The 25639-nt window shown below is 71.9% G+C and carries 22 protein-coding genes; 13 read left to right on the forward strand and 9 right to left on the reverse strand.

Annotated elements, in window-relative coordinates:
- Positions 1-68: 68 nt before the first annotated feature.
- Together DEJ25_RS11480 and DEJ25_RS11485 are read right to left on the reverse strand one after the other, a co-directional pair.
- Positions 69-2063 (reverse strand): DEAD/DEAH box helicase, encoded by a 1995-nt coding sequence (locus DEJ25_RS11480; protein ID WP_111044753.1) that lies wholly within the window; start codon positions 2061-2063, stop codon positions 69-71.
- Between the two features lie 257 nt (positions 2064-2320).
- Positions 2321-3175, reverse strand: coding sequence for a PPK2 family polyphosphate kinase (locus DEJ25_RS11485; RefSeq protein WP_111044754.1), 855 nt, complete (start codon positions 3173-3175; stop codon positions 2321-2323).
- Between the two features lie 65 nt (positions 3176-3240).
- On the opposite strand from DEJ25_RS11485, the gene DEJ25_RS11490 reads away from it, so the two are divergent.
- Together DEJ25_RS11490 and DEJ25_RS11495 are read left to right on the forward strand one after the other, a co-directional pair.
- The gene (locus tag DEJ25_RS11490) at positions 3241-4248 is read left to right on the forward strand and encodes an alpha/beta hydrolase (protein ID WP_110904078.1); all 1008 of its coding nucleotides are present in this window, start codon (positions 3241-3243) and stop codon (positions 4246-4248) included.
- A 105-nt stretch (positions 4249-4353) separates the two neighbouring features.
- A complete protein-coding gene (locus DEJ25_RS11495; protein ID WP_111044755.1) occupies positions 4354-4614 on the forward strand; it encodes a hypothetical protein in 261 nt (86 codons plus the stop codon).
- Positions 4615-4633: 19 nt separating this feature from the next.
- Here DEJ25_RS11495 and DEJ25_RS11500 read toward each other — a convergent pair whose 3' ends face one another.
- The 3 genes from DEJ25_RS11500 to DEJ25_RS11510 form a co-directional block, all read right to left on the reverse strand.
- Complete coding sequence (locus tag DEJ25_RS11500; protein ID WP_111044756.1) at positions 4634-8032, reverse strand: efflux RND transporter permease subunit; 3399 nt, start codon at positions 8030-8032, stop codon at positions 4634-4636.
- Between the two features lie 115 nt (positions 8033-8147).
- The gene (locus DEJ25_RS11505) at positions 8148-8858 is read right to left on the reverse strand and encodes a DUF6518 family protein (protein WP_111044757.1); all 711 of its coding nucleotides are present in this window, start codon (positions 8856-8858) and stop codon (positions 8148-8150) included.
- 113 nt (positions 8859-8971) lie between these two features.
- Positions 8972-10411 carry a PLP-dependent aminotransferase family protein gene (locus tag DEJ25_RS11510; protein ID WP_111044758.1) on the reverse strand — a complete coding sequence of 480 codons (1440 nt, stop codon included), beginning with the start codon at positions 10409-10411 and terminating at the stop codon, positions 8972-8974.
- A 60-nt stretch (positions 10412-10471) separates the two neighbouring features.
- Here DEJ25_RS11510 and DEJ25_RS11515 point away from each other — a divergent pair, with 60 nt between their 5' ends.
- The 6 genes from DEJ25_RS11515 (at position 10472) to DEJ25_RS11540 (ending at position 16320) form a co-directional block, all read left to right on the forward strand.
- Positions 10472-11131 carry a YitT family protein gene (locus DEJ25_RS11515; protein WP_111044759.1) on the forward strand — a complete coding sequence of 220 codons (660 nt, stop codon included), beginning with the start codon at positions 10472-10474 and terminating at the stop codon, positions 11129-11131.
- Positions 11132-11207: 76 nt separating this feature from the next.
- A complete protein-coding gene (locus DEJ25_RS11520) occupies positions 11208-12122 on the forward strand; it encodes a DUF4097 family beta strand repeat-containing protein (protein ID WP_110904072.1) in 915 nt (304 codons plus the stop codon).
- Positions 12119-12706: a PadR family transcriptional regulator gene (locus tag DEJ25_RS11525; protein WP_110904071.1), complete on the forward strand. Its 588-nt coding sequence runs from the start codon at positions 12119-12121 to the stop codon at positions 12704-12706. Before DEJ25_RS11520 ends, DEJ25_RS11525 begins: the two co-directional genes overlap by 4 nt.
- A 216-nt stretch (positions 12707-12922) precedes the next feature.
- Positions 12923-15169 carry an APC family permease gene (locus DEJ25_RS11530; protein ID WP_258366480.1) on the forward strand — a complete coding sequence of 749 codons (2247 nt, stop codon included), beginning with the start codon at positions 12923-12925 and terminating at the stop codon, positions 15167-15169.
- A 27-nt stretch (positions 15170-15196) separates the two neighbouring features.
- Positions 15197-15985 carry a hypothetical protein gene (locus DEJ25_RS11535; protein ID WP_111044760.1) on the forward strand — a complete coding sequence of 263 codons (789 nt, stop codon included), beginning with the start codon at positions 15197-15199 and terminating at the stop codon, positions 15983-15985.
- 86 nt (positions 15986-16071) lie between these two features.
- Positions 16072-16320: a DUF3072 domain-containing protein gene (locus DEJ25_RS11540; RefSeq protein ID WP_110904069.1), complete on the forward strand. Its 249-nt coding sequence runs from the start codon at positions 16072-16074 to the stop codon at positions 16318-16320.
- Between the two features lie 155 nt (positions 16321-16475).
- On the opposite strand, the gene DEJ25_RS11545 is transcribed toward DEJ25_RS11540, so the two are convergent.
- Complete coding sequence (locus tag DEJ25_RS11545) at positions 16476-17606, reverse strand: NAD(P)-binding domain-containing protein (protein WP_110904068.1); 1131 nt, start codon at positions 17604-17606, stop codon at positions 16476-16478.
- Between the two features lie 162 nt (positions 17607-17768).
- On the opposite strand from DEJ25_RS11545, the gene DEJ25_RS11550 reads away from it, so the two are divergent.
- Complete coding sequence (locus tag DEJ25_RS11550; RefSeq protein ID WP_110904067.1) at positions 17769-17975, forward strand: DUF3073 domain-containing protein; 207 nt, start codon at positions 17769-17771, stop codon at positions 17973-17975.
- A 217-nt stretch (positions 17976-18192) separates the two neighbouring features.
- Here the strand turns inward: DEJ25_RS11550 and purM are convergent, their stop codons facing one another.
- The gene (gene purM / locus DEJ25_RS11555; protein ID WP_111044761.1) at positions 18193-19287 is read right to left on the reverse strand and encodes a phosphoribosylformylglycinamidine cyclo-ligase; all 1095 of its coding nucleotides are present in this window, start codon (positions 19285-19287) and stop codon (positions 18193-18195) included.
- Between the two features lie 71 nt (positions 19288-19358).
- Here purM and purF point away from each other — a divergent pair, with 71 nt between their 5' ends.
- Entirely contained in the window at positions 19359-20816 is a 1458-nt protein-coding gene (purF, locus tag DEJ25_RS11560; protein WP_110904065.1) for an amidophosphoribosyltransferase, read from the forward strand.
- Positions 20817-20913: 97 nt separating this feature from the next.
- Here the strand turns inward: purF and DEJ25_RS11565 are convergent, their stop codons facing one another.
- Positions 20914-21357 carry a hypothetical protein gene (locus tag DEJ25_RS11565; RefSeq protein WP_146240675.1) on the reverse strand — a complete coding sequence of 148 codons (444 nt, stop codon included), beginning with the start codon at positions 21355-21357 and terminating at the stop codon, positions 20914-20916.
- A 104-nt stretch (positions 21358-21461) separates the two neighbouring features.
- On the opposite strand from DEJ25_RS11565, the gene DEJ25_RS11570 reads away from it, so the two are divergent.
- From DEJ25_RS11570 to DEJ25_RS11580, 3 genes are all read left to right on the forward strand, one after another.
- Positions 21462-24050 (forward strand): LuxR C-terminal-related transcriptional regulator, encoded by a 2589-nt coding sequence (locus tag DEJ25_RS11570; protein WP_111044763.1) that lies wholly within the window; start codon positions 21462-21464, stop codon positions 24048-24050.
- 395 nt (positions 24051-24445) lie between these two features.
- A complete protein-coding gene (locus DEJ25_RS11575; protein ID WP_181427420.1) occupies positions 24446-24784 on the forward strand; it encodes a DUF4184 family protein in 339 nt (112 codons plus the stop codon).
- Positions 24781-25287, forward strand: coding sequence for a DUF4184 family protein (locus tag DEJ25_RS11580; RefSeq protein ID WP_258366481.1), 507 nt, complete (start codon positions 24781-24783; stop codon positions 25285-25287). The genes DEJ25_RS11575 and DEJ25_RS11580 overlap by 4 nt, the downstream gene beginning before the upstream one ends.
- Here DEJ25_RS11580 and DEJ25_RS11585 read toward each other — a convergent pair.
- Entirely contained in the window at positions 25243-25602 is a 360-nt protein-coding gene (locus DEJ25_RS11585) for a sterol carrier family protein (RefSeq protein WP_110904130.1), read from the reverse strand. The genes DEJ25_RS11580 and DEJ25_RS11585 overlap by 45 nt on opposite strands.
- Between the last annotated feature and the right edge of the window lie 37 nt (positions 25603-25639).

Raw genomic sequence — 25639 nt, forward strand, 5'->3', positions numbered from 1 at the left:
CGCCGCCGTTCCCGGCGGCGTCTCACGAGTTCGGCGGTGTCTCGCAGAGACGCCGGCGTCTCACGAGCTCAGCGCGCGGCGAGCTCCGCGAGGATGCGGTCGCCGGGACCGCTCTCGACGAGGTCGGCCTGGATCTCGGCGTGCTCGAGGATGCCCTCGATCTTCCGGCGACGGCTGCGCGGGACGATGGTGACGACCGTGCCCTCCTTGCCGGCACGACCGGTACGACCGGAGCGGTGCATGTACGCCTTGTAGTCGTCCGGCGCGTCGGCCTGCACGACGAGCGAGATGTCGTCGACGTGGATACCGCGCGCCGCGACGTCCGTGGCGACGAGCACGTTCACCCGGCCGCTGGTGAGCAGCGACAGGTTGCGCGTGCGGCGTGACTGGTTGAGGTCACCGTGCAGCGAGGTCGCGCGGATGCCGGCGTCCTCGAACTGCTCGGCGAGACGCTCGGCGTAGGCGCGGGTGCGGGCGAAGACGATGGTCTTGCCCTCGCCGGCGACGAGCTCCTCGAGGACGCGGTCCTTGTCGCGCTGCTCGACCACGAGCACGCGGTGGTCGATGGTCGAGGACGCCTGATCCTCACCCGCGACCTCGTGGACGCTCGGCTCGTGCAGGAACTGCTCGACGAGCGCGGCGACCTGGGTGTCGAGCGTCGCGCTGAACAGCAGCTTCTGGGCGCGGTTGCCCTGCGGGGTGACCTCGGCCGTGGCGCGGAGGATCTCCTGCACCGGCTCGAGGAACCCGAGGTCGCACATGTGGTCGGCCTCGTCGAGGACGGAGATGACGACCTCACTGAGGTCGAGCTTCCCCTTGTTCAGGAGGTCCTGCACACGACCCGGCGTGCCGACGATGATGTCGACGCCACGCTCGAGAGCACCCTCCTGACGGCCGTACGGGACGCCGCCGTAGATCTGCGTCGTGAAGAGGCCCACCGAGCGGGCGATCGGCTGCACGGTGCGGTCGATCTGCAGGGCGAGTTCGCGGGTCGGCGCGAGGATGAGCGCACGCGGAGCGCGGCCCATCTTCCGCTTCATGCCGCCGCCGTGCTCCATGAGCTTCTCGACGAGCGGGGCGCCGAACGCGATGGTCTTGCCGGAGCCCGTGCGACCGCGGCCGAGGACGTCCTTGCCGGCGAGCACGTCGGGGATCGTCGCCGCCTGGATCGGGAACGGGCTCGCTGCGCCGAGCTCGGCCAGGGCACGGGAGATGTTCCCGCCGATGCCGAGATCGCCGAAGGTCACACCGTCGACGTCGGCGGCGATGGTCGCCTCGGCCTGCAGCTTCTCGAGCTTGACGTCGTCCGCGGGGACGAACGGGGTGCGCTCGGTCGAGCGGTCGGAGCTGCGCGGGGCGCGCTCGTCACGGTCGAAACGGCGCGGCGCACGGTCGTCCTCACGACGAGGGGCGCGGTCGTTGCGGTCGAACGAACGGGGTGCACGCTCGTCACGGTCGAAGCGACGCGGACGGTCGTCGCTGTCACGACGAGGGGCACGGTCGTTGCGGTCGAACGAACGGGGTGCACGCTCGTCACGGTCGAAGCGACGCGGGGCACGGTCGTTGTCGTCACGACGAGGGGCACGGTCGTTGCGGTCGAACGAACGGGGTGCGCGCTCGTCACGGTCGAAACGACGCGGCGCACGGTCGTTGTCGTCACGACGAGGGGCACGGTCGTTCCGGTCGAACGAACGCGGCGCGCGCTCGTCACGGTCGAAACGACGCGGCGCACGGTCGTTGTCGTCACGACGAGGGGCACGGTCGTTGCGGTCGAACGAACGCGGGGCACGGTCGTCGCCGCGTGCGGGACGGCCCGCACCGCGGGGTTCCCACGCCGGACGGCTGCCGCGGCTGTCACGCGGCTCCCAGTTCGGGCGCTCGCCCGACGAGGGACGGGAGCGACGCTCTTCGGCGTCCCAGCGCTGCTTCTGGCGCGGCGCGGTGGGCTCGGGGGCTCGGAAGCCGCGGTGCTTGGCACTGCGAGCGGCAGGGGTGCCGTTCGGGTGACGAGCGCGGTCGGAACGGTCGGCGCGGGAGTTCGCGCCCTTGTCGTACGGGGCCATGTGTTCTTTCCGGGGTGCAGACGTACCACGCGGCCCGGCAGCGACATCGGCGGGGGCGGTTCGTGGAGAGGGGGTTCATCCCGTCGTCGATCGACGTGATTCCAGCCCTCGAACTACACAACACCCAAACACGTCCGCGGCTCGCGAGCCACGGTGTCGAAGGCCGACCGAGGGAGTCTACGCGAACCGGCCTCGGGAAGCCAGCCCCGGACCTCCAGGCCGGTGCCGGCCCACCGAGCGGACGAGCGGACGAGCGGTCAGGACTCGGCGAGCCGCTGTCGCTGCTCGGCGACGTCGAAGTCGGCGGCGGGCCACGAGAGGTGCATGTCCTCCAGGGCGCGGAGCAGGAGCTGCTGCACGGCGAGACGGGCGTACCACTTGCGGTTCGCCGGGACGACGTACCAGGGCGCCTGCTCGCTCGACGTCCGGTCGAAGACGACCTGGTACGCCTGCTGGTAGTCGTCCCAGCGCAGACGCTCGTCGATGTCGCCCGGGTTGAACTTCCAGTGCTTGTCCGGCCGGTCCAGGCGGTCGCCGAGGCGCTCGCGCTGCTCGTCCTTCGAGATGTGCAGCATGACCTTGACGATCGTGGTGCCCTGCTCGGCCAGGCGGGACTCGAAGTCCACGATCGCCCCGTACCGACGCTCGATCTCGGCCGGTTCCGCCAGCCCGCGGACGCGCTGGATGAGGACGTCCTCGTAGTGGGAGCGGTCGAACACCCCGAGCTGTCCGGCGTTCGGCAGCTGTCGTTCGATGCGCCAGAGGAAGTCGCGCTCGCGCTCCTCGGCTGTCGGGGCCCCGAAGCCCGCGTAGTGCACACCGTTCGGGTCCACCGCGCCGACGACGTGCGAGACGATGCCGCCCTTGCCCGCGGTGTCCATCGCCTGCAGGACGAGCAGCACGCGCCGCTGGTCGCCGGCCGTTGCCGCTGCCCAGAGCCGCTCCTGCAGGGCCGCGAGCCGGGAGGCGCCGGCGGCCAAGGCCTCGAGCCCGTCGATCTTGCGGCCGGGGAAGCCCGGTGTGCCGTCGGGGTCGACGGTGTCGAGTCGGAATCCGGGACCGACGCGGAGGAGCGGTTCCGGATCGGCGTTCCAGGACTTCTGACGGGTCACGGGATCCTCCTGCGGGTGTGACCACCATCCTGGCACCCCGGCCGGCCCCTGTACCGTGGCTCGCGATGAAGTCCGGCCGTCGTCTCCTGCTCGCGCTCGTCGCCGCGGTCGCGGTCGTCGGCGCCGCCGCGTCCTGCAGTGCGGACGGCACGGGCGACCGGAACTCGACGGTGACCGCGGGGCCGGTCATCTACCCCCTGTCGTTGCGGTACCACGGCATCGACGTCGTGCAGGACGTCCCCTACGGGCAGGACCCGCTCCAGCAACTCGACGTCTGCCTGCCCGCCGACAGCCCACCGGAGAGCACCGCCACTCCGACGGCGACCCCGACCGCTGCGCCGACGGAGGCCCCGGACCGTGTCGACGTCGGCACACGTCCGGCGGTGATGATGATCCACGGCGGCAGCTGGTCACACGGTGACAAGGCGACCGCCGCGTACCGCTCGGTGTGCCAGTACCTGGCCTCCGAGGGCTTCGTGACCTTCAACGTGGACTACCGCCTGGCACCGACGGACCCCTTCCCCGCCGGACTCGACGACGTCCGTCGGGCACTCGACTTCGTGTTCCGCGAGACCACGCTGCGGACGTACGACGTCGACCCCGGACGCGTCGGGGTGTTCGGCGGCAGCGCCGGCGGGAACCTCGCCGCGATGCTCGCCGTGCAGGACCACGAGTCCAGCGCGTACGCCGAGGGCTACCGGATCCGGGCGGTCGTCGACCTCAGCGGCCCGACCGACCTGACGGCCCGCTCGACCGGACCGGACGGGGTCGCCGCGGCGTTCCAACGGAAGCAGCTGCTCTACCTCGGCTGTACGTCCTACCGAGCCTGCCAGGCGGCCGAGCGGGCCTCGCCGGAGTACCACGTGACGAAGGCGACGGCGCCGTTCTTCATCGGGCACTCGACGGACGAGTTCATCCCGCTGTGGGAGTCGCAGCGGTTCGCGTCGACGCTGCGGTCGCACGGTGTCTCGGTGCGGTTCGTGGCGGTGCAGGGATCGGCGCACTCGATCGCGCAGCTCGACCAGGCGATGAGCCGGCGCGTGACGAACTTCCTCCGCGCCGGCCTGCGCTGACTCCCCCGGCCTGCGCTGACTCCCCCGGCCTGCGCTGACTCCCCCGGGCGGGTGGCACCCGGAGCGGGACTGCCATCGGACCGGACGGCTCGCCAGACTTCCGAGGTGACCTCCACGCCCTCCGCCCAGACGCCGGTCCACCGCGCCCCGCGTCCGTTCGCCGCGCCCCTGACCGGTGTCCGGACCTCCGTGGAGCTGCTGCTCGGGCTGTCGTTCCTGGTCGCGGTGTCGTTCGGCGGCTACGGGGCCGCGGTCGGGCAGGTGTCCGTCGTCGCGCAGCTCGGGGCGCTCGTCTTCCTCGTCACCCTGACCTGTGCGCTCGTGTCGTGGTTCCGCCCGGCCGACCGGGAGCCCAGCGAGCGCTGAGCTCCCGACCGCCAGACGGTCAGACCTGCGCTGGCGCCGACTTCCGCTCGGCCCGACGCTCGCGCGCACCCTCGACCAGGGCGTACAGCGCGGGCAGCACCACGAGCGTCAGCAGCGTGGACGACACCAGACCGCCGATGACGACGAGGGCGAGCGGCTGCGAGATGAAGCCCGACTTCCCCGTCAGCCCGATCGCCATCGGCAGCAGCGCGAAGATCGTCGCGGTCGCCGTCATGAGGATCGGCCGGAGACGACGGGTCGCGCCCTCGAGCAGGGCGTCACGGACCCGGAGTCCTCGTCGCCGGTACTGGTTGACGAGGTCGATGAGCACGATGGCGTTCGTCACGACGATGCCGATGAGCATCAGCAGACCGATCAGCGACGCGACTCCGAGCGGCACGCCGGAGATGATCTGCAGCAGCAGTGCACCGGTGAAGGCGAACGGCACCGACACCAGGAGCATCAGCGGCTGCAGCAGGCTGCGGAACGTCGCGACCATGATCACGTAGACGATCAGCACGGCGACGACGAGCGCCAGGCCGAGCTGCGAGAACGCGGACGACTGGCTGGCGGCGACACCACCGATCGACGCGGTCGCACCGCGGGGCAAGTCGAGCTCGTCGACGGCCGTGGTGACCGACTGCACGGCGGCACCGAGGTTCGACGCGTCCGGCGTCACGGTGATCGTGGCCGTCCGGGCCGCGTTCGTCGTGGTGACGGTGGTCGGGCCGTCGGACTCCTCGACCGTCGCGACGTCCGTCAGCTTGGCGGTGCCGGTGCTCGTCGGGACCGCGAGGTCGCGGAGGGCGGCGATCGTGGTCGGCGGCTCGGCGTCGGCGATGTAGACGTCGAGCGTCGCGTCGTCGATCTCGATGCTGCCGGTGTCGCGCGGTGAGACCGCTGCGGCGACGAGCCCGCCGACCTGGGTCTCGGTGAGCCCCAGGGACGCGGCCTTCGCCCTATCGACGCGGACTGCCAGGAACGGTTCCGCTGCCGACAGGTTGCTCGTCGCGGCCGTCGTGTTCTCGACCGACTGCATGGTCTTGAGGACTTTCTGCGACGCCGTCTCGAGCTGCGACTGGGTCGGCGCGGTGACGTCGACTTCGATGTCACTGCTGCCGCCGAAGCCGCCCGAGGACGCGATGGTGATCTCACCGACGTCGTCGATCCCCTTGAGCGACTTCCGCGCATCGGCCTGGATCGTCGTCTGGTCGGCGTCCGCGTCGGTCGTGACGGCGTACTGGACCGAGGCCGTGCCGCCACCACCGAAGGCCGCCTGGAGCGACTGCCCGCTCGTGCCGATGGTGGTCTGGACGGTCTCGACGCCGTCGACGTCCTGCAGCGCCCGCTCCACCTTGCGCGCGGAGTCGGACTGGACGGCGAGGCTCGAGCCGGCCTTGAGGTCCTGCGTCACGGTGAACGTGTTCTGCCCGGAGTCGCCGAGGTAGTTCGTCGTGACGAACGGCAGCGAGGCGACCGTGCCACCGAGGACGACCACGGCGAGCAGCACGACGACGACCGGCTTGCGGACCGCCCAGCTGAGCACCGGCAGGTACACACGGCGCAGGCGGTCCGAGGTGCCGGCGTCGTGCAGGTCGCCCGCCGAGGCGAGCGTCCCTTCGGAGCCCGGACGGATGGTGTCGAGGTCGGCAGCAGCCGGGTCGGAGCCCTCCGACGCGGCCGTGGCGGTGACCGTTCCCTGCTTGGCCTTGGCGGGCCGGAGCCACCAGTACGCGAGCACCGGCACGATCGTCAGCGACACGAGCAGCGAGGCGATGAGCGCCAGCGTGACCGTCACGGCGAACGGCCGGAAGAGCTCCCCGACGAGTTCCGCGACGAACGCCACCGGCAGGAACACCGCGACGGTGGTCAGGGTGGAGGCGGTGACCGCCCCGGCGACCTCGCGCACGGCAGCGAGCACCGCACGGCCGCGGTCGACGCCGGGCACCATGTGCCGTTTGATGTTCTCGATGACGACGATGGAGTCGTCGACCACGCGGCCGATCGCGATCGTCAGGGCAGCCAGCGTGATGATGTTGAGCGTGTACCCCGCAGCGCGCATGCCGATCGCGGCGAGGAGCACCGAGGTCGGGATCGAGATCGCGGTGACCAGGGTCGAGCGCCACGAGAGCAGGAACACCAGGATGACGATGACCGCGAAGCCGAGGCCGAGCAGGCCCTCTTCGGCGAGGGAGTCGATCGACTGCTGGATGTAGGGCGCCTGGTCGAAGACGACGGTGAAGCGCGGGTCGCCCTCGATCTTCTTCTCGATGCCGGGCAGCGCGTCGCGCACGGTCTTCGAGACGTCGACGGTGTTGGCCTCCTGCGTCTTCGTGATCGAGATCGTCAGGGCCTGCTCGCCGTCCACACGGCTGATCGAGGTGCGCGGGGACTCCTTGATGGCGACGGTCGCCACGTCGCCGAGCGTCGTGTCCGTGGGTGTCGCCGCGGTGGTCGCGCCACCGGTCGCCGTGCCGTCGGTCGGAGCCGTCGTCGTGGTCCCGCCGGTCGCGTCCGCACCGGTACCCGTACCGGTCGCACCAGCACCAGTCGCACCAGCACCAGTCGCACCAGTGCCCGTCGCACCGGTGGCAGCCGCGCCGGCACCGGTGGCAGCACCGGACGTGGCGCCGGCAGAGCCGGACGTCGTGCCGCCGGAGGCCGAGGAACCAGACCCCGACGACGAGCTCGTCAGCGGCAGGTCACGGATGTCCTCGAGCGACGCGATCCGCTCACCGGTCTGCACGGACAGCGTCGAACCGTCCTCGGTCAACGTGCCGCCGGGGACCAGCGTGCCGTTGTCGTCGAGCGCGTCCGAGATCGCCGTCTGGCTGAGTCCGCGGGCTGCGAGCTCGTCCTGGTCCGGCGTGATGACGACGCGACGGCCCGGGTTGCCGAAGACGTCGGCCTGCCGCACGCCGTCGAGCTTCTCGAGGTCGGGGATCGCCGAGGCCTGCAGCCGGTCGACGAGCTGCTCCTGGTTGCCGGAGGCCGAGACCGCGACCTGCAGCACCGGCAGGTCGTCGAAGGACCCGGTGACGATCTGCGTCTGCACGGAGTCGGGCAACGACAGGGCGTTCACCGCGGTCTGGATCTTGTCCTCGGCGCTGGCCAGGTTCGAGCCGTACTGGAACGAGGCCGAGACGACGCTCTGCCCGGTGGACGAGGTGGCGCTCGTCGACTCGAGGTCCGGGACGACCTGGATGGCCTGTTCGATCTTGGTCGAGACGTCGTTGGACACCACCTCTGGCGTGGCCCCGGGGTAGGCACTGACGATCGCGACCTGCGGGAACTCGACACTCGGGATGAGTTCCTGCTTCAGGCTCGACAGGGCGACGCCACCGAAGACGGCGACCACGATCGTCACGAGGGCGATGAGGGCGCGGTTCCGGAGACTGAAGACGGAGAGGAGGTGCACGTCTCGATCCTCGCAGCCGTGGCGTCAGCGCGTGCCCCGGCAGTGCACTCTGTGGACGAACGTGCAGTTTCGCGGAGGGAGTGCCGGAGCAGTGCGCCCGGCACGGCGGACGGGATCAGGCCCAGCCGACGCCCACGTACACCGCGGCGACGGCGACCGACCCGATGATCCCGGACCCGAGGGCGACCACCCGGCCGACCGGCGTCCGGGCCAGCGCCATCCCCACGACGACCACGGCGATCCCGACCACGATCTGCACGATCCACGTCGCCGAGCCGGTGGTCGCCGCCACCTGCAGCAACCCGCGGACCCCCTCGCCGATGAGGACGGCAGCGGTGGCCCCGGCCGCAGCCCCGCGCCAGCGGCCGTCGGCGGACCGTGCCGCGACGGCGACCGCGCCCGCCAGGAGCCCGGCCGGCACCGCCATCACGACCCAGAAGTTCGTGATCGACAACGTGTCGACGTAGCCGCGCAGGTTCGTGGCCGCCCAGTACCCGATGTGCATGAGCTCGAGCAGCACGACCCCGAGCGCCATCGCCAGCGCCACCGACAGCCATCCGCCACGACCCCGAGCCGGAGCACCGGCACCAGCGCCGCGGCCGACCCCCGCCGCGAGCACCAGCAGCGCCGCGACGACGAACCACGGGCCGGCCGAGTTCGACACCGTGCCGAGTCCGGGCACCGCCTGTCCGAAACTCGTCGCGACCCCGGCCAGGACCGCCCCCGTCAGCGCCATCGTGACCCGGGCGAGCGGCGGCACGCCGGCGGCGGAGCCGGACGACGTACCCGGCAGTGCGGCGGACGAGGAGGACAGGGTGCTGTTCATGGTCCCGATGCTCCCGTCCCGGCACCGGCCACCGCGTCACCCGGGAGGGCCACCCGCATCCCCCGCGAGAGTGAGAAGCGGGACGGAACGAGCGGTGGCGGAGTGGAAGCGGCTCACACCACCGCCGCCGCGGACCCCCTCGTCTCCACCGCCGCCCCGCCGACCCGCTCCCACGACCGCGCCAACGCCTCGACCAGCCGCTCCCGGTCCGCGCCGGACACGGTGAACGGCACCCGCAGCGACCGCTCGAACCCGCCTTCCGGCCCGAACACCCCGCCGGAGGCCAGCACCACCCCCTCCGACCGCGCTGCGAGCACGAGCGCACTCGACACCGGCCGCCCGAGCCCGACCCACAGCGTCAACCCGCCCGCCGGGGACGGCACGTCCCACTCCGGCAGCCGCGCCCGGAGCGCGGCCACGAGACCGTCGCGACCGTCGCGGAGGACGTGACGCCGGGCCTCCAGGACGGCCGCGGTCTGCGGGACCAGCTCACGCGCGACGAGCTGGTCGAGGACCGGCGTGCCGAGGTCACCGGTCGGTCGGGCCAGCAGCAGCCGCTGCAGCAGGTCCGGTGCGGCGCGCACCCACCCGATCCGCAGTCCGCCCCAGAAGACCTTGGCGGCGGAACCGACCATGACGACCTGTCCGGGTGCGTCGGCGGCGAGGGGTCGCGAGGGCACGCCGTCGATGCGGAGCTCCCCCATCGTCTCGTCGGCGACGACGACGGTGCCGACCGCCGCTGCGGCCTCGACCAGCAAGCGGCGCGTCGATGCGGTCATCGTCGCACCCGTGGGGTTGTGCAGTTCCGGCATGACGTAGGCGACCGTCGGGGCCGAGCGGCGGATCGTGGCGTCGAGCACCGCCTCGTCCCAGCCGCCGCGGACGTCGACGGGGACCGAGACGAGTCGGCCGCCGGCCTCGCGGAGCGCCTCGTGGGCGTGCGGGTACGTCGGTGACTCGACCAGCACGGGGTCGCCGCGGCGGACCAGCACCCGCGCGAGCAGGGCGATCGCGTGCTGCGCGCCGATGGTGACGATCACCTCGGACGATGTGGTCGGCAGTCCGCGTGCGGTGTACCGGTCGGCGATCGCGGCCCGGAGCCCGGCGTCGCCGACGGTGTCGTACCCGATCCCGGCGAGCGCCGCCGGGAGGTGCCGCATCGCCCGTTCGACGGCGTCGGCGACGCCCGGCGCGCTGCGGAGGGCGGCCTTCCGGAGGTCGAGCAGGTCCACGGGGACGGTGCCGGCCAGGTGCTCCGGATCCGGACGCCCTTCGAGCGGCAGGCGGATGATGCTCCCGGAGCCGCGGAGCGAGGTGAGGTACCCGTCCTCGCGGAGACGCGCGTAGGCGTTCGCGACGGTGGTGCGGGAGACGCCGAGGGCGGCAGCGAGACCGCGTTCGGCGGGCAGACGGGCCCCGTGCGGGATGCGTCCGTCGATGACGAGGACCCGGACGGCGTCGGCGAGCGCCTCGTAGGCGGCGGCGTCGGATCCGGCTCGCCAGTGGCGGAGCAGCAGGGCGACGGACCGGGCGCTGAGGAGGACGGGGCTCATGGGTCCACGGTAGCCCGATTGGCTCTCGCACAGCAGGCCAATCTGCGCGAGCATCGAGCCATGCCCCGCCTCACCGCCCTGACCCTGCGCTTCGTGCAGCTCGCCGTGGGCCTCTTCCTCTACGGCGCCTCGGTGGCGCTGCAGGTCCGTGCCGTCGTCGGCGTCTCGTCGTGGACGGTCCTCACGCAGGGGCTCGAGAACGTCCTGCCGTGGTCGTTCGGCGTCGTCACCGTGACCTCGAGCTTCGTGATCCTGCTGTTCTGGATCCCCCTCCGCCAGCGACTACGGATCGGCACGGTGCTCAACGTCCTGTCCGTCGGTCCGGCCGCCGACCTGGTGCTCTGGCTGGTCCCGGAACCGGGCGACTTGCTCGGTCGCGTCCTGCTGTTCGTCGCGAGCCTCGCCCTCCTGGCCGTTGCGACCGCGTGCTACATCGGCGCGGGGTTCGGGACCGGTCCGCGCGACGGCCTGATGGTCGGACTGCACGAGCGGCTCGGCTGGCCACTGTGGGTCGCGCGGACGAGCGTCGAGGTCACGGTCGTCGTCATCGGCTGGCTGCTCGGCGGGGACGTCGGCGTCGGCACCGTGGTCGCCGCGTTCGCCATCGGCCCGATGGTCCAGCCGCTCATGGCGGTCTTCCGTCGGTTCCCGTGGAGCCCCGGCGTTGGCCGAACCCCCGCCCCGCCTGTTCCTGACCCCGTGCCGAGCATCCGGCACTGACCCTGGCACCGCTCACGAGACGCGATGTATCGTGTCTGCCAGAACGCGACACATCGCGTCCGGACAGGGAGACGTCATGGCACAGGAGAAGTGGCTCATCGACGAGCCGAAGGTCATCGACACCGGGATCGTCCGCGCACTGCGGATCGGTCTGGTCGGCGGACAGGTGGACGTCGTCACGCACGACGAACCCACCGCCCGCGTGGAGATCCACCAGGTCTCCGGCAAGCCCATCAAGGTCGAGATCGAGGGCGACACCCTCACCGTCGACCACCCGCAGATGCGCTGGGACGACGTCCTCGGGTTCCTCAAGTCCTTCCGTGGCGGCGGCGCCCGAGCCGACGTCAGCATCCTGGTCCCCCGGGACGTGACGGTGAACATCGGCGTCGTCTCGGCCGGCGTCCTGCTCTCCGGTACCGAGCGCGGTGCCACCCTCAACAGCGTCTCCGGGGACGTCGTCGTCGACGGCGTGATCGGTGACGTCGTCGTCAACGCCGTCTCCGGCACGACCACGCTCCGCGACCAGGTCGGCGCCGTCGCGCTCCGCACCGTCTCGGGTGACGTCGTCGCCACCGGCGAGATCCGCCGCTTCACTGCGGACGGAGTGTCCTCGGCGGTCGTCCTCGACCTGCACGGCTCCCCCGACCAGGTGAAGGTGAACACGGTGTCCGGGTCGGTCGACGTCCGTCTCGAGCACGGCACGCCCTACACGAGCACGATCAACACCGCGACCGGCCGGCTGCAGTTCGACGACGCCGAGATCCGCGGCACCCGCGGCTCGTACACGCGGACCGACGGCGAGCTCGCCGGCTCCTACGTCGACATCCGCATCAACTCGGTCTCCGGTGACGTGGCGATCGTGCACGGCCACGCACCCGCCGCGTCCGACGCACCGACCGCGCCGACCGCCCCCGACGGGCCGCCCACGCCGACGACTCCGACAGCTCCGGCAACTCCGTCCTTCGACGAGCAGGGCGGGACCGTCGCATGAGCCCCGTCTTCGCGCACGGTCACCTGCGCCTCTACCTGCTGGTCCTGCTGGCCGACCACCCGATGCACGGGTACGAGGTCATCACCGCGCTCGGCGACCGCTTCGGCGGTACCTACGTGCCGAGCGCCGGAACCGTCTACCCACGTCTGGCGAAGCTGGAGGAGGACGGCCTGATCACCGGCACCTCCGACGGCCGCAAGACCGTCTACGCCATCACCGACGCCGGCCGCGCAGAGCTCGACGCCCGCGCGGACGAGGTCGCGCAGCTCGAGAACGGCGTCACCGACAGCGTCAAGTCGCTCGCCGACGGCGTGCGCGCGTCGGTCGGCGCCGCGATGAAGTCGCTGCGTGCGGACCTGGCGGCCGCCGCCGAACCCGGTGCCACCGGCGGGTCGTCCACCTCCGGTCCGACCGCGGTGCCGGCAGCCGGTGTCCGGTCCCTCCGCGACGCCGAGATGGCCGTCGCCGTGTTCCGGCAGCAGCTCCGTGCGGACCTCCGCCGCCGTGCCGCCCGTGGCACGCTCGACGACGCGGCCGTCCAGCGACTGCGCGACGGCCTGGAGGCCCTGCGCAAGTCGCTCTGACCGGCGCCGGACGGGGCGGGATCGATCCGGGCCTCCCGTCCGGTTCCGGTGGGTCGGCGCATCCTGTCCGTTCCTTCAGGAACACCACTCAGAACCCCTCCGATCCGCGTCTTGACGCAGATCGGAGGGGTTCGTCGCATCCTGTTCGGTCACGGCGGAATACCGTTCGGCCCTCCGGTGTTGCGTTCGCCCACCGATTGAGTAAGTTCGTCGCTCGTGACCAACGAGACCCGGTCGTTGAAAGCCCGACTGATCGGCGACCCGCTCCCCTCCGAGAAACTCGAGGGGCAGCTGCTGCCGAAGCACCTGGCGCTCCCCATCTTCGCCAGCGACCCGCTCTCCTCCGTGGCGTACGCGCCCCAGGAACTCCTGATGATCCTGCTGCTCGGCGGCATGGCGTTCCTGACGTTCGCCCCGTGGGTGGCGGCGCTCGTCGTCCTGCTGCTCGTCGTCGTCGTCGCGTCCTACCGCCAGCTCATCAAGGCGTACCCGTCCGGCGGCGGCGACTACGAGGTCGCACACCGGAACCTCGGTGAGCGCGCCGGACTCGTCGTCGCGAGCGCGCTGCTCGTCGACTACGTGATGACCGTCGCGGTGTCGGTGGCGTCGGGTGTGGACAACATCATCTCCGCGCTGCCGATGCTCAACGAGTTCCGCGTCGAACTCGCGATCCTGTTCGTCGTGCTGCTGGCGGCCGCGAACCTCCGCGGTGTCCGCGAGTCGAGCAAGGCCTTCGCGGTCCCCACCTACCTGTTCGTGGCGAGCGTCTTCGTGATGGTCGTCACCGGGCTGATCCGGGTCGCCGCCGGGAACGCGCCCGTCGCCGAGTCAGCCGCGTACACCGTGCAGAACGTCGAGCACACCACGCAGGCGGCGTTCATCCTGCTGCTCCTCCGCGCCTTCGCGTCCGGCTGTTCGGCGCTGACCGGTGTCGAGGCGATCGCGAACGGCGTGCAGGCGTTCCGCCGCCCGAAGATCAAGAACGCCCAGCAGACCCTCGTGCTCATGGGCGGCATCGCGATCGTCCTGTTCATCGGACTCATCACGCTCGCACTGGTCTCACGCGTGCACTACGCCGAGAGCGCCTGCGACCTGCAGGGCTTCGCGGACTGTGCGACCACCCCGCAGCGCTCCCTGATCGCGCAGATCGCGGCGGCGACGTTCGGCAACAACTCGGTGCTGTTCTTCGTCATCCAGGCGACGACCGCGGCGGTGCTGCTGCTCGCGGCGAACACGGCGTTCAACGGCTTCCCGCTGCTCGGCTCGATCCTGGCCCGCGACTCGTACGCCCCGAAGGCCCTGTCGACCCGCGGTGACCGCCTGATCTACTCGAACGGTGTCATCGTCCTCGCGCTCGTCGCCGCCGCGCTGCTCATCGTCTACCGGGCGAACGTCACGAGCCTGATCCAGCTCTACATCATCGGCGTCTTCGTGTCGTTCACGCTCGGGCAGAGCGGCATGGTGAAGCACTGGGTGACCCTGCTCCGCGCCGACCGTGCCGGGACCGCCGACGAGCCGGTGAACCGCGGGCAGGTGCTCCGGAGCCTGACCATCAACTCGATCGGTGCGACGTTCACCTTCGTGGTGCTCGTCATCGTCACGATCACGAAGTTCACGCACGGCGCTTGGCTGGTCTTCGTGATCATGCCCGTGCTGTTCGTGCTGATGCTCGGCGTGAACCGCTACTACCGGGACGTCTCACACGAGATCGAGGCCGACGTCGAGACCGAGTTCGGCGCGACCGGTGACCACGCGATCGTGCTCGTCAACAAGCTGCAGAAGCCGGTCCTCAAGGCCCTCGACTACGCCATCGCCGCGAAGCACGCCGGGCTCGAGGCGGTGCACGTGGCCATCGACGACGACGACGCCGCCCGACTCCGCGAACAGTGGGCCGAGCACGGCATCGAGGTCCCGCTGGTCATGGTGCCGAGCCCGTACCGCGACATCTCGATGCCGCTGATCAAGTACATCAAGGCGCACCGGCTCGAGCACGGCTCAGAGGTCGTCACCGTGTACACGCCGCTCTTCATCGTCGGCCACTGGTGGGAAGGGATGCTGCACAACCACCGCGGTCGGCGCATCCGCCGGAAGCTGCTGCTCACGCACGGCGTCACCGTCGCGCTGGTGCCGTGGCTGCTGGACTCGTCCGAGCTGCTGTACGGCAAGCGCTCCCGGCCCTTCCCCGGTCAGGACCGACGTGGCGAGCCCGTCCGGCCGCCACTGCGGCGATCCCCGCACGGCGTCTTCCGCTCGGAGGCCGAGGAGGACCGCCTGGTCCGCTCCGCCCAGCGCAACAGCCTGGAACCGCAGCGGCTCGCGCACCAGCCGTCACCGGCCTCCCGACGCGCCACCCGCCCGGCCGGCCCCGCCGAGGGCGTCGACCCCGCACTGTGCACCGGCGAGGTCCGGTCCCTGGTCGCCGCCGCGCCGCCGGTCCCCCGTCCGCACGATGACGATGCGTGACGGTACCCGGTCGTACGATGTGACCCCATGACGACCGCTCCCGAGGCCCTGCGTACCTTCGCGACCTTCGACGGACACGGCGGCAAGGTCTCGAAGCGCGTCGAGGTGCTCGACCACGAGCCTCCCGTGTCGCCCGACGGCCGCTACGACGGGCTCGTCGCCGTGCGCGGTGAGCACCCCCTCGGCGCCCTCGACGAGCGTGCCGCGGACGACTCCGCCGAGCTCGCCCGCGGGGTCGCGAGCATCGGCTGGGTCGACCCGGCCACGCTCCGCGACTGGTACCGGCCCGACCGGGTCGTGGTGAGCCTCCTGGAAGCCCGACGGTCCGGGCTCGAGCCGGGCGTCTACGCCGACTCACGGGGACGCGGTCGCGTCCGCATCGACGGCCGGGAGGCGCACCTCGCCGCCGACGGTCGGCCCGCGTTCCGCGCACTGGCCGGTCCTGCTGACGCGCCGAAGGCCGACGTGCCGCTGCCGATGGACCAGGTGGTCCGGCTCGTCGTCGTGTCGTCCGGCGTGACCGACACGTCCACCGGAGCGTCCGGGGTGGAGATCGTGACGACGCCCGTCACCCCCGTGCTGTCCCCGGGCGAGTACCCGGTGTACGCCGACGACGTCCCCGGCCTGCCGCCGTGTCCGGCGTCCGGACGGGTGCGGGTCACGGCGTCGGTCCTGCTCACCGGGTCGCTGCACCGTGTCGACCGACTCGACGAGCCCGCGAACACGCTCTGGATCGAGCGGGACGGGCGGGTCGTCCCGGTCGCGGCGAGCGACGTCGGAGGCGATCTGGTCCGGTACACGGCGACGCCCGTCTGAGTCGTCCGGTGCCCGTTGTCCGCTCACGGCCTGCGGGGGACGTCGTGCTGCGCCGTTGGTCGGGGGTGCGGCGTACGGTCCGGGGCATGAGTGATGCAGACCAGAACCAGCCGGAGACCCTCGGCGGAGAACGCCCGGACCCCTCGACCACCGCGAGCAAGGACCCCGAGCAGTGGGTCACCGGCGACGAGCCGATGACCGGCCCGCAGCGCAGCTACCTCGACACCCTCGCCCGCGAAGCCGGTGAGGAGTTGTCAGCCGACCTCACCAAGGCCGAGGCGTCGGAGCACATCGATCGCCTGCAGGAGAAGACCGGACGCGGCGCTTCTTCCTGAGCAACAGTCGTTGCGGTACGGCGGTACGGCGGTCCGCAGTTCTGCGGGCCGCCGACGTGCGTCCTGCTGACAGACCGCGGGCAGTCGCCGCGGGGCGTCGTGGGCCGGTGGCGGCCTGACCGCCGGAGCCGGGTGGAGCGCCCGACCCGCGGAGGTCAGCCGCCCACGCGTCGCCGCGCCGGACCCGCGTCGTCCAGCACCGACAGCACCTGGCGGGCGATCCGCCGGCCGGCACGGTTCGCGCCGATCGTCGACGCCTGCGGTCCGTAGCCGGCGAGGAACAGCCGCGGCTCGGCGGTGGAACGCCCGTCCTCGACGACGACCCCGCCCGCCTCGGTCCTGAGGTGCAGCGGTGCGAGGTGCCGCAGGTCCGCCCGGAAGCCCGTGGCCCAGATCACGGCGTCGGCGTGGACGTGCTCGCCCGACTCGGTCCGGACGCCGTCCTCCTCCAGCCGCGTGAACATCGGCTCAGCTCCGAGCAGCCCCCGCGCCAGTCCGCTCCGGATCCTCGGGGACACCGGCAGCCCGGTCCCGCTGACGATGCTCGGCAGTGTCCCGCCCGCCCGCGCAGCGCGGTCCTGGTCCTCGACCGCCGCCACCGCCGCGCCGATCGCCAGGGCCGGGTCCTCCGACCAGACGACGGGCCGCCGCGTGAACCACCGCGTGGCACGGGCGACGCCGTCGAGCTCGAGCAGGAACCCGATCGCACTGGTCCCGCCGCCGACGACCACGACGTCCTGCCCGGCGAAGTCCGACGCGTCGCGGTAGCCCGTCGTGTCGAGCTGTCGGCCGCGGAACTCGTCGCGGCCGGGGACCCACGGCACGAACGGGGTGCCCCACGTGCCGGAAGCGTTGACGACCACCTCGGCGCGGATCGCCCCCGCGGTGCCCTGCTCGTCACGGGTCTCGACCACCAGGGCGGCACCTCCGTCGTCGTGGCGGACCGCCGTGACGGCGAGCGGCCGGCGCACCCGGAGGTCGTGGTGCTCCTCGAAGCGGCGGTAGTACTCGGCGACGACCTCCCGGGCCGGCCGCGTCTGGTCGGCGTCGTCGAAACGGAGACCCATCTCGTGCATGCCGGGCAGGTCGTGCACCCGGTGGGCGATGCCGAGCCGCAGGGCGTCCCACCGGAACTGCCACGCGCCTCCCGTCCCCGGAGCGCGGTCCAGGACCACCAGATCGCGACCCGCGACCAGTCCCGCACGCTGCAGGTGCCAGGCGACCGAGAGTCCGGCCTGACCAGCACCGATCACGACGACGCGGACTCGTTCTGCTGCGCGGATCATCACCCTCGATTCTGCTGTGCTCGGGACGCGCCGGGCGAAGTCGGCAACGGGGTACATGGTAAAGTGGCCGACAGATTTCAAACCACGAACCGTCTGTTCTTCCCGGGTGCGCACTCGACGCCCGCCGAGACCGGACACGAGCCGACACAGAGGGGGTCACGCATGGGGCGCGGCCGTCAGAAGGCGAAGCACACCAAGGTCGCCCGGGAGCTGAAGTACTTCAGCCCGGACACCAACTACGGTGCTCTCGAACGCGAACTCTCCGTCGCACAGCAGTCGGACGAGCCCGACTACGTCGACCGGTGGGCCGACGAGTTCGGCGACGAAGGTGACCTCGAGAACCAGACGGACACGAACAAGTCCGCCTGACCTCTCGGTCGAAGACGCCGCGCGCCTCCGGGCAGCGCGGCGTTCCTCGTTGTCGGCGCGTCGCCGAGGGCGGGGCGGGGCCGGGCGGCGCCGAGGTCGCACGAACTGCCGCGCCGGCGGTCCCGAGGCGGCACATCGTGCGACCTCGGCGTCGCGCGGACGGCACGTCGTGCGACCTCGAGTACGGACGAACCTCGGCCGAACCGCGGCCGGCGCGTCAGCCCGCGTAGGACCCGACGAGCCGAACGGCCCCGCCGTCGACGCCCTTCGCACCCTGCTCGAACCCGGTCAGGTCGCGCGTGCCGATCGACACCGTGCCGACCGCCCACGCGGGCAGCCCGGCCGACCGGAGCGTCGCGGTGATCCCGTCCACCGACGCCGCCGAGACGACCGCGAACATGCCGATGCCCAGGTTCCAGGTGCCCTCGGTGTCCTCGATCGCCGTGCCGGCCAGGTCCGCGAGCACACGGAACACCGGGAGCGGCTGCCAGGTGGAACGCTCGACCTCGACCCACGAACCGACGGGCAGCACGCGCGCCAGGTTCGCCGCGATGCCGCCACCGGTGACGTGCGACAGCGAGTGCACGTCGCCCGGGTGCCCGTCGATCAACTCGAGGAGCGGGGTCGTGTAGAGGCGGGTGGGCTCGAGCAGGGCCTCGCCGACCAGGCCGCCGAGCTCCGGCAGCGTGTCGGTGTAGCCGATGCCCCGCTGGCCCAGGATGTGCCGCACGAGCGAGTAGCCGTTGGAGTGCAGCCCCGAGGACTCGATGGCGATGACCACGTCGCCGTCCTGCACCAGGTGCGCGCCGAGCTGCGAGCCCGCTTCGACCACGCCGACCGCGGCACCGGCGACGTCGTAGTCGTCCGATCCGAGCAGACCCGGGTGTTCCGCGGTCTCACCGCCGACGAGGGCGGTGCCGGTGGCCGCGCAGCCGCGGGCGATGCCGGCGACGATGTCGGCGATGCGGTTCGGGACGACCCGGCCGCAGGCGATGTAGTCCGTCATGAACAGCGGCGTCGCGCCGACCACGACGATGTCGTCGACGACCATGCCGACGAGGTCCAGCCCGATCGTGTCGTGCTTGTCGATCGCCTGCGCGATCGCGACCTTCGTGCCGACGCCGTCGGTGGAGGTGGCGAGGAGTGGCCGCTCGTAGTCCTTGAGGAACGAGACGTCGTACAGACCGGCGAAGCCGCCGACCCCGCCCAGGACGGACGCGTTGTGCGTCGCCGACACGGCGGACTTCATGAGCTCGACGGCCAGGTCACCGGCAGCGGTGTCGACGCCGGCCTCGGCGTAGGGGTTGGGCATACGTCGTCCTCCGCGGGGCATGGCAGACTTGTTCGGTACCACCCGATCCTACGGTCTGGAGCACTCCGCGCATGTGCGGCATCGTCGGCCTCGTCAACCAGGGGCCAGCAAACCAATCCATCTACGACGCACTGCTCCTGCTGCAACACCGGGGACAGGACTCCACGGGCATCGCCACGGTCGACGGTCACGTGCACCACATGCACAAGACCCGCGGTCACGTGCGCGAGGGGTTCCGCACCCGTGACATGCGTGCACTCCTCGGGACGATGGGCCTCGGCCACGTCCGGTACGCCACACGCGGAGCCGCCGCGAACGAGGAAGAGGCCCAGCCGTTCTACGTGAACGCGCCGTACGGCATCGTCCTCGTGCACAACGGCAACCTGACGAACACGCGGGAACTCACCCGCGAGCTGTTCGACATCGACCGTCGGCACCTCAACACGACCTCGGACACCGAACTGCTCGTGAACGTGCTGGCGCACGAGTTGCAGGGACAGGTCCGCGGGACCCACCTGGACCCCGGGCAGGTGTTCGACGCGGTCGAGCGCGTGCATGAGCGGGTCGAGGGGTCGTACGCCACGATCGCGACGATCGCGGGTCACGGCCTGCTGGCGTTCCGCGACCCGTACGGCATCCGGCCGCTCATCCTCGGCCACAGGTTCGACGACGCCGGCAAGAGCGAGTGGGTCGTCGCGTCCGAGTCCCTGGTGCTGGAGTCCGGCGGCTACGACATCGTCCGCGACGTCGCCCCGGGCGAGGCCGTCTTCATCGAGATGGACGGCACGATGCACGCCCGGCAGTGTGCGAAGGACCCGCGCCTGGTCCCGTGCTCGTTCGAGTACGTCTACCTGGCCCGTCCGGACTCCGTGATGAACGGCATCTCCGTCTACGACGCCCGTCTGCGCCTGGGCAACCGCCTGGCGGACACGATCGAGCAGTACGCCCCGACCGGTGACATCGACGTCGTGATGCCGATCCCGGACTCCAGCCGGCCCGCAGCGATGCAGGTCGCGCAGAAGCTCGGCATCGAGTACCGCGAGGGCTTCTACAAGAACCGCTACGTCGGCCGGACGTTCATCATGCCGGGGCAGGCGGAGCGCAAGCGATCGGTCCGTCAGAAGCTCAACGCGATGTCGTCCGAGTTCAAGGGCAAGAACATCCTGATCGTCGACGACTCGATCGTGCGCGGCACGACGAGCCGCGAGATCGTCGAGATGGCGCGGGCCGCCGGTGCGAACGAGGTCACCTTCACGAGCGCCGCGCCGCCTGTCCGGTTCCCGCACGTGTACGGCATCAACATGCCGACCCGCGCCGAGCTCATCGCCCACGACCGGAAGATCCCCGAGATCAACCGCGTCCTGGGCAGCGATCACCTGATCTACCAGGAGATCGGCGACATGCGCGACGCGATCATCGAGGGCTCCGACGTCACGGACCTCGAGATGAGCTGCTTCACCGGCGAGTACGTGACCGGCTCGGTGTCGCCGGAGTACCTCGCCTGGGTCGAGGCGAACCAGCTCAGCTGACGCCGTTGCGGACGTCCGCACGGAACGGACTGGAGGCCCGTCACCACCTGGTGACGGGCCTCCAGTCCGTTCTCGGGTCGCGTCTGCGACCGCAGCCTCAGCGCTCCGGCTGTGCCTGATCGTCGGGGGCCGGATCGGTCGCGGCCGGGGCGGCCGGGGCGTCGTGCTCCTCGAGCTCGCCGTCGACGGTCTCGGGTGCCGGGTCGACCGCCACGCGCTCGGCCGTCAGCCGGGCTGCACGGCGGGACGAGACCTGGTCGAGCACCACGGCGATGACGGCGCCGACGAGCATGCCGATCGAGATGCCGTACAGGCTGAAGTAGCCGACGAGCCCCGCGAAGCCGGTGGTCTCCTGCTGGTTCCCCCGGTCGATGCTCATCGTGAGCGCGACGACGACCACCGTCACCAAGAAGCCGAGGACTGCCCCGCCGAGGATGAAGACGCTGAAGCGGGGGGCGCGCCGGATGGTGACCTGGTCCGGGCTGGTCACCGCGTTGGGCGCCGGCACCGGGCGCTCATCGGGTCGATCGGTGTTGCTCACGTCCCCATTGTCCCCCACCTTGGGAGGAGCCACGCCCGACAGTTCGTCCGCTGGACGCGAGATGATGGTCCACTACCGAGCAGTATCGAGGACGGAGGTGCGCGATGGTCGACGGGACCGCGTCGAGCGACCGCCGTCCGACGACCGCACCCGCCCGCCTGTCCTGGCCCGTGATGACCCGGCACGAAGAGGACCGGGCCGTCGCCGTCGTCGGGGAACACCGCTGGAGCGTCGCCCTGGTCGGGACCGCCGGGCTCGGCAAGACCACCGTCGCGGCCCGGGTCACCGACCGGGTCGCCGCGCAGGAGCGTGACGCGGACCCGCTCGTCGTGCCCATCACCGCGGTCGCCTCCGGGTCCTCGATGCCCTTCGGCGCGGTGTCCGACCGTTTCGGGGACGTCCTGGGCGACGACCTGACCGAACCCGTCCCCGCCGAGGCACGCCTGCGTGACGCGGCCGAGGCGGAGGGCAGGGACCTGCTCCTGCGGGTCGACGACGCCGACCTGCTCGACACGCTCTCGGCCCGCTACGTCGCCTGGCTCGTCCGTGACCAGCACGCGCGGCTCGTCCTGACCTGCCGGGACTTCACCGCACTCGCCGAACCCCTGCGTGCGCTGTGGCAGGACGACCTGCTCGAGCGCATCGACCTGGAACCGCTCGACCTGGCCGAGACCTCGTCCCTCGTCGAGTCCGCCCTCGGGGCTCCGCTCGAACCGGCATCGGTGGAGCAGGTGCACCGTGCGACGCAGGGCAACCCGCTGTACCTGCGCGAGGTCGTCCGGGCCGGTCTGTCCTCCGGCGCGCTGGAGCACACCGCCCTCAGCTGGTACTGGCGCGGCCGGGTGACGGCGTCGCTGAGCCTGGCCGACATGTACAGCACCGAGCTCGGGGCACTGCCCGGAGACCTGCGTGACGTCGTGGAGATCGTCGCCCTGGCCGAACCGATCCCGCTGTCCCGGCTGATCGCCCTGGTGGACGGGCTCGACCTCGACCGCACGGTGGGGCTCGGCTTCGTCCGGATCGACTCGACCGACACCGGCAGTCCGGTCGCACGCTCCTCGCACCCGCTGGTCGGTGAGGTCGTCCGCGCCCTGGTGCCCGTGGCCCGACGCACGGCCCTGTTCGCCCGGGCGAACGCGTTCCGCACCGACCGTCCCGAGGGTGCGCCGTCGGCCGCCCGGCTCCGCTCGACCCTCTGGGCGCTGGAGTGCGGCATCGTGCCTCCGGTGGACCAACTGCTCGACGCGTCTCGGGTCGCCGGCGGCCTGCAGGAGCACGAGAGCGCCATCGCCCTGACGACCGCAGCCCTCAGCGCGGGGCCCGACGCCGGCCTCACCCCGACCGACCGGGTGCGGACCCACTGCCTGCGGTCCCTGGCCCACGGGTACAGCAGCGGGCGCGAGGCCGGCCGGCTCGACGCCGAAGCGGCCTGGGGTCTGGTGACCTCCGGGGTGGAGGTCGACGACGTCGCCGTGGTCGAGGCGTGCGAGACCCTCGCGAACCTCCGGCAGTTCCACGACGACGACGCTGCCGCGGCCGTCGCGCTGACCGAGGTCGCGATGCAGTTCGTGGGCCCGGAGACCGTCGAACAGCTGCGGGTCCTGCGCCTGTCGCACCTGGGCTGGGGCGGTGACTTCGCCGAGGTCCGCGAGGAGATCGAGCGCACCGGCGTCCTGCACGCCCCCGCGATCCCCCGGTCCTTCCTGCCGATCGCGGCGTGCGCCGTGGCCGCCCTGGGCACCGGCGGACGACTCGACGACGCCCTGCGGCTGGCGCAGGCGAGCCTCGCCACGGCCGCGGTGCACCTCGAGGACTCGCCGTGGAGCGTCGGTGAGATCGTCTCGGTCATGCACCAGGTGCAGGTCTGGCGCGGCGACATCGCCGAGATGGTGACCCAGGTGCCGGTCAGCCGGTCGGACCCGTTCCTCAAGTACGACTTCACCCTCGAGCTGTTCGGCATCGGCAACCAGGCCCTCGGGCAGCGCCGGTGGTCCGACGCGGTCACCGCGTTCACGGCCGCCTGCGAGCGGTACGCGGTCGACGACCCGGGAGGGTTCGCCGCCTACGCCTGGTCGCGCCTGGCGATGTCGCAGGCGTACGCGGGCATGACCGACGCCGCCGCCGAGTCCGTCGAGCGGGCGCGGACCACTCCCCTGCGGGCCATGCGGATCCTCGGCGCCCAGATCGAGATGACGATCGCCTGGACCGAGGCGCTGCTCGGCAACCCCGCCGGGCTGTACCGCGCGGACGAGCTCATCGCCCGTGGCACCGCCTCGGGCGCCTGGACGCACGTGCTCTACGGCCAGGCCCTGCACTACGCGATGGACGTCGCGGCCGGTCGGGACACCACGGCGTCGCTCGACCGCCTGCAGGATGCGGCCGGCCGGGTGGACGGCCCCCTCGCGAACGCGATCACCCAGTACGCCGACGCGCTGCGCTCGGGTGACCGCGGGTGGATCGCCAGCGTGCAGGCGGACCTCGCCGCGTGCGGGATGGCGGTGACGGCCGGCCGACGGACGCAGCCGCTGACGAAGCGCGAGTACGAGGTCGCCCAGCTCGCGGCGCAGGGGTTCTCGAACCGACGGATCGCGGAGCACCTCGGACTGTCGGTGCGGACGATCGACGCCCACATGTCGCGGGTGTTCTCGAAGTGGGACCTGCGTGCGCGGTCCGAGCTCGCCGAGATGGTCTGAGCCGACGGCTGTCCGCCGCGAGACGCCCCCGTGTGCGCGAGACGCCTCCTGATCCTGCGGCGTCTCGCCCGGTCGGCGGCGTCTCGGGGCCGTCCGGAGGATGCCGGCCGCGTCCGGGCACGACGGATCGACCGCAAGAAGTTGCGGGTTGCAGCACGACTCGCCGTCCTCGTTGACACAGTGCGCCTGGTTTCGCGTAGCGTTGCGTACGTCGCCGGGTTCGGACCCGTTCGGGTCGGGTCCGAATCCCGGCGGCTTCAGCAAGGCTAGAGAAGCAGGTGCACGGTCCACATCGGTAGGACCTACCTAATTCCCGCCGGTACCGGCCAGACGCGGCCCGTGTCTCCGCCTTCCGGCTGATGTGCTCGCGTCCCGCTGCCCGCCAGGCTCGACGGGTGCCGTTCACCATCAGCCACGCGGTCGTCGCGCTGCCGTTCCGCCGCTCCGCCCTGCCCGTCGCGGCGGTCGCGGTCGGCTCGATGGCCCCCGACGCCGTGCTCTTCGTGCCCGCGCTGCCGCCGTACGGCTTCACGCACTCGTGGCTCGGTGTCGTCACGATCGACCTCGTGGTGTCGCTGGTCGTGCTCGCCGCGTGGTGGTACCTCGTCCGGCCCGCGTGGACCCCGGTCCTCCCGTCCCGGTACCGCGCGCAGCTACCCGGCTGGGACCGGCCCGAGCGGGTCCCGCCGTCGCGGTCCCGCTCGTCGTGGTCGCCTGCGTGCTCGGGAGCGTGACGCACATCGTCTGGGACGCCCTCTCGCACCCGCACGGCTGGGTCGTCCTGCACGTGTCGGCGCTCCGGTCGGAGGTCGGCGGCCACCCGGTGTACTCCCTCGTCCAGGACGCCTCGAGTGCGGGCGGCCTGCTCCTGCTCCTCGTGCTGCTGCGGCAGTGGACGCGCCACGCGCGGACCGCCGGCGACGTGGCGGGGGTGAGGCGGGCCTCCCGGCCGGACCCCGCGGTGGTCGCACCGGACCACACCGGACGGGAGGCCCGCATCACCCCCGTCGTCGCCCTCGCCGCCGTCCTGCTGGTCGCGCTGGTCACCGCGGGGTCGGGCCTCGGCCGCGGCGGTGGCGTCGGGACGGTCGTCGTCCGCGAGGCGTTCGTCCTGCCGCCGACGGTCGCGGTGACGCTGGCCGCCGGGGCGCTCGTGCTGCTGCTGGTCCGGAGGGCGCGGGCGGCGGAACCGTCAGGGCAGGCGGACCGGCAGGAACGCGGCGAGGTCCGCCCGTGACCCGGAGGCGCTGACGCGGCGCGCGGTGTCCGGGTCGTCCCAGCGGAGCCGACCGGTCGCGAGCGCGAGCCAGGTCGTCGGGTCGGTCTCGACGACGTTCGGCGGGGTGCCGCGGGTGTGTCGAGGGCCGGGCACGGCCTGCACGGCGGCGAACGGCGGGACCCGGACCTCGACGCTGTTCCCGGGCACGTCCTCGGCCAGGCGCTGCAGGGTCCAGCGGACGGCGGTCGCGACCGAGGTGCGGTCCGTCGCACCGGCGGTCACGGCGTCCAGGGCAGCCCGGCCGACGGCGTCTTCGATCGTCCTCGGCGGCATCTCCACAGGCTAGCCGGTGCACTGCGGGCGGCGAGTC

The sequence above is a fragment of the Curtobacterium sp. MCPF17_011 genome, from assembly GCF_003234145.1.
Classification (GTDB): domain Bacteria; phylum Actinomycetota; class Actinomycetes; order Actinomycetales; family Microbacteriaceae; genus Curtobacterium.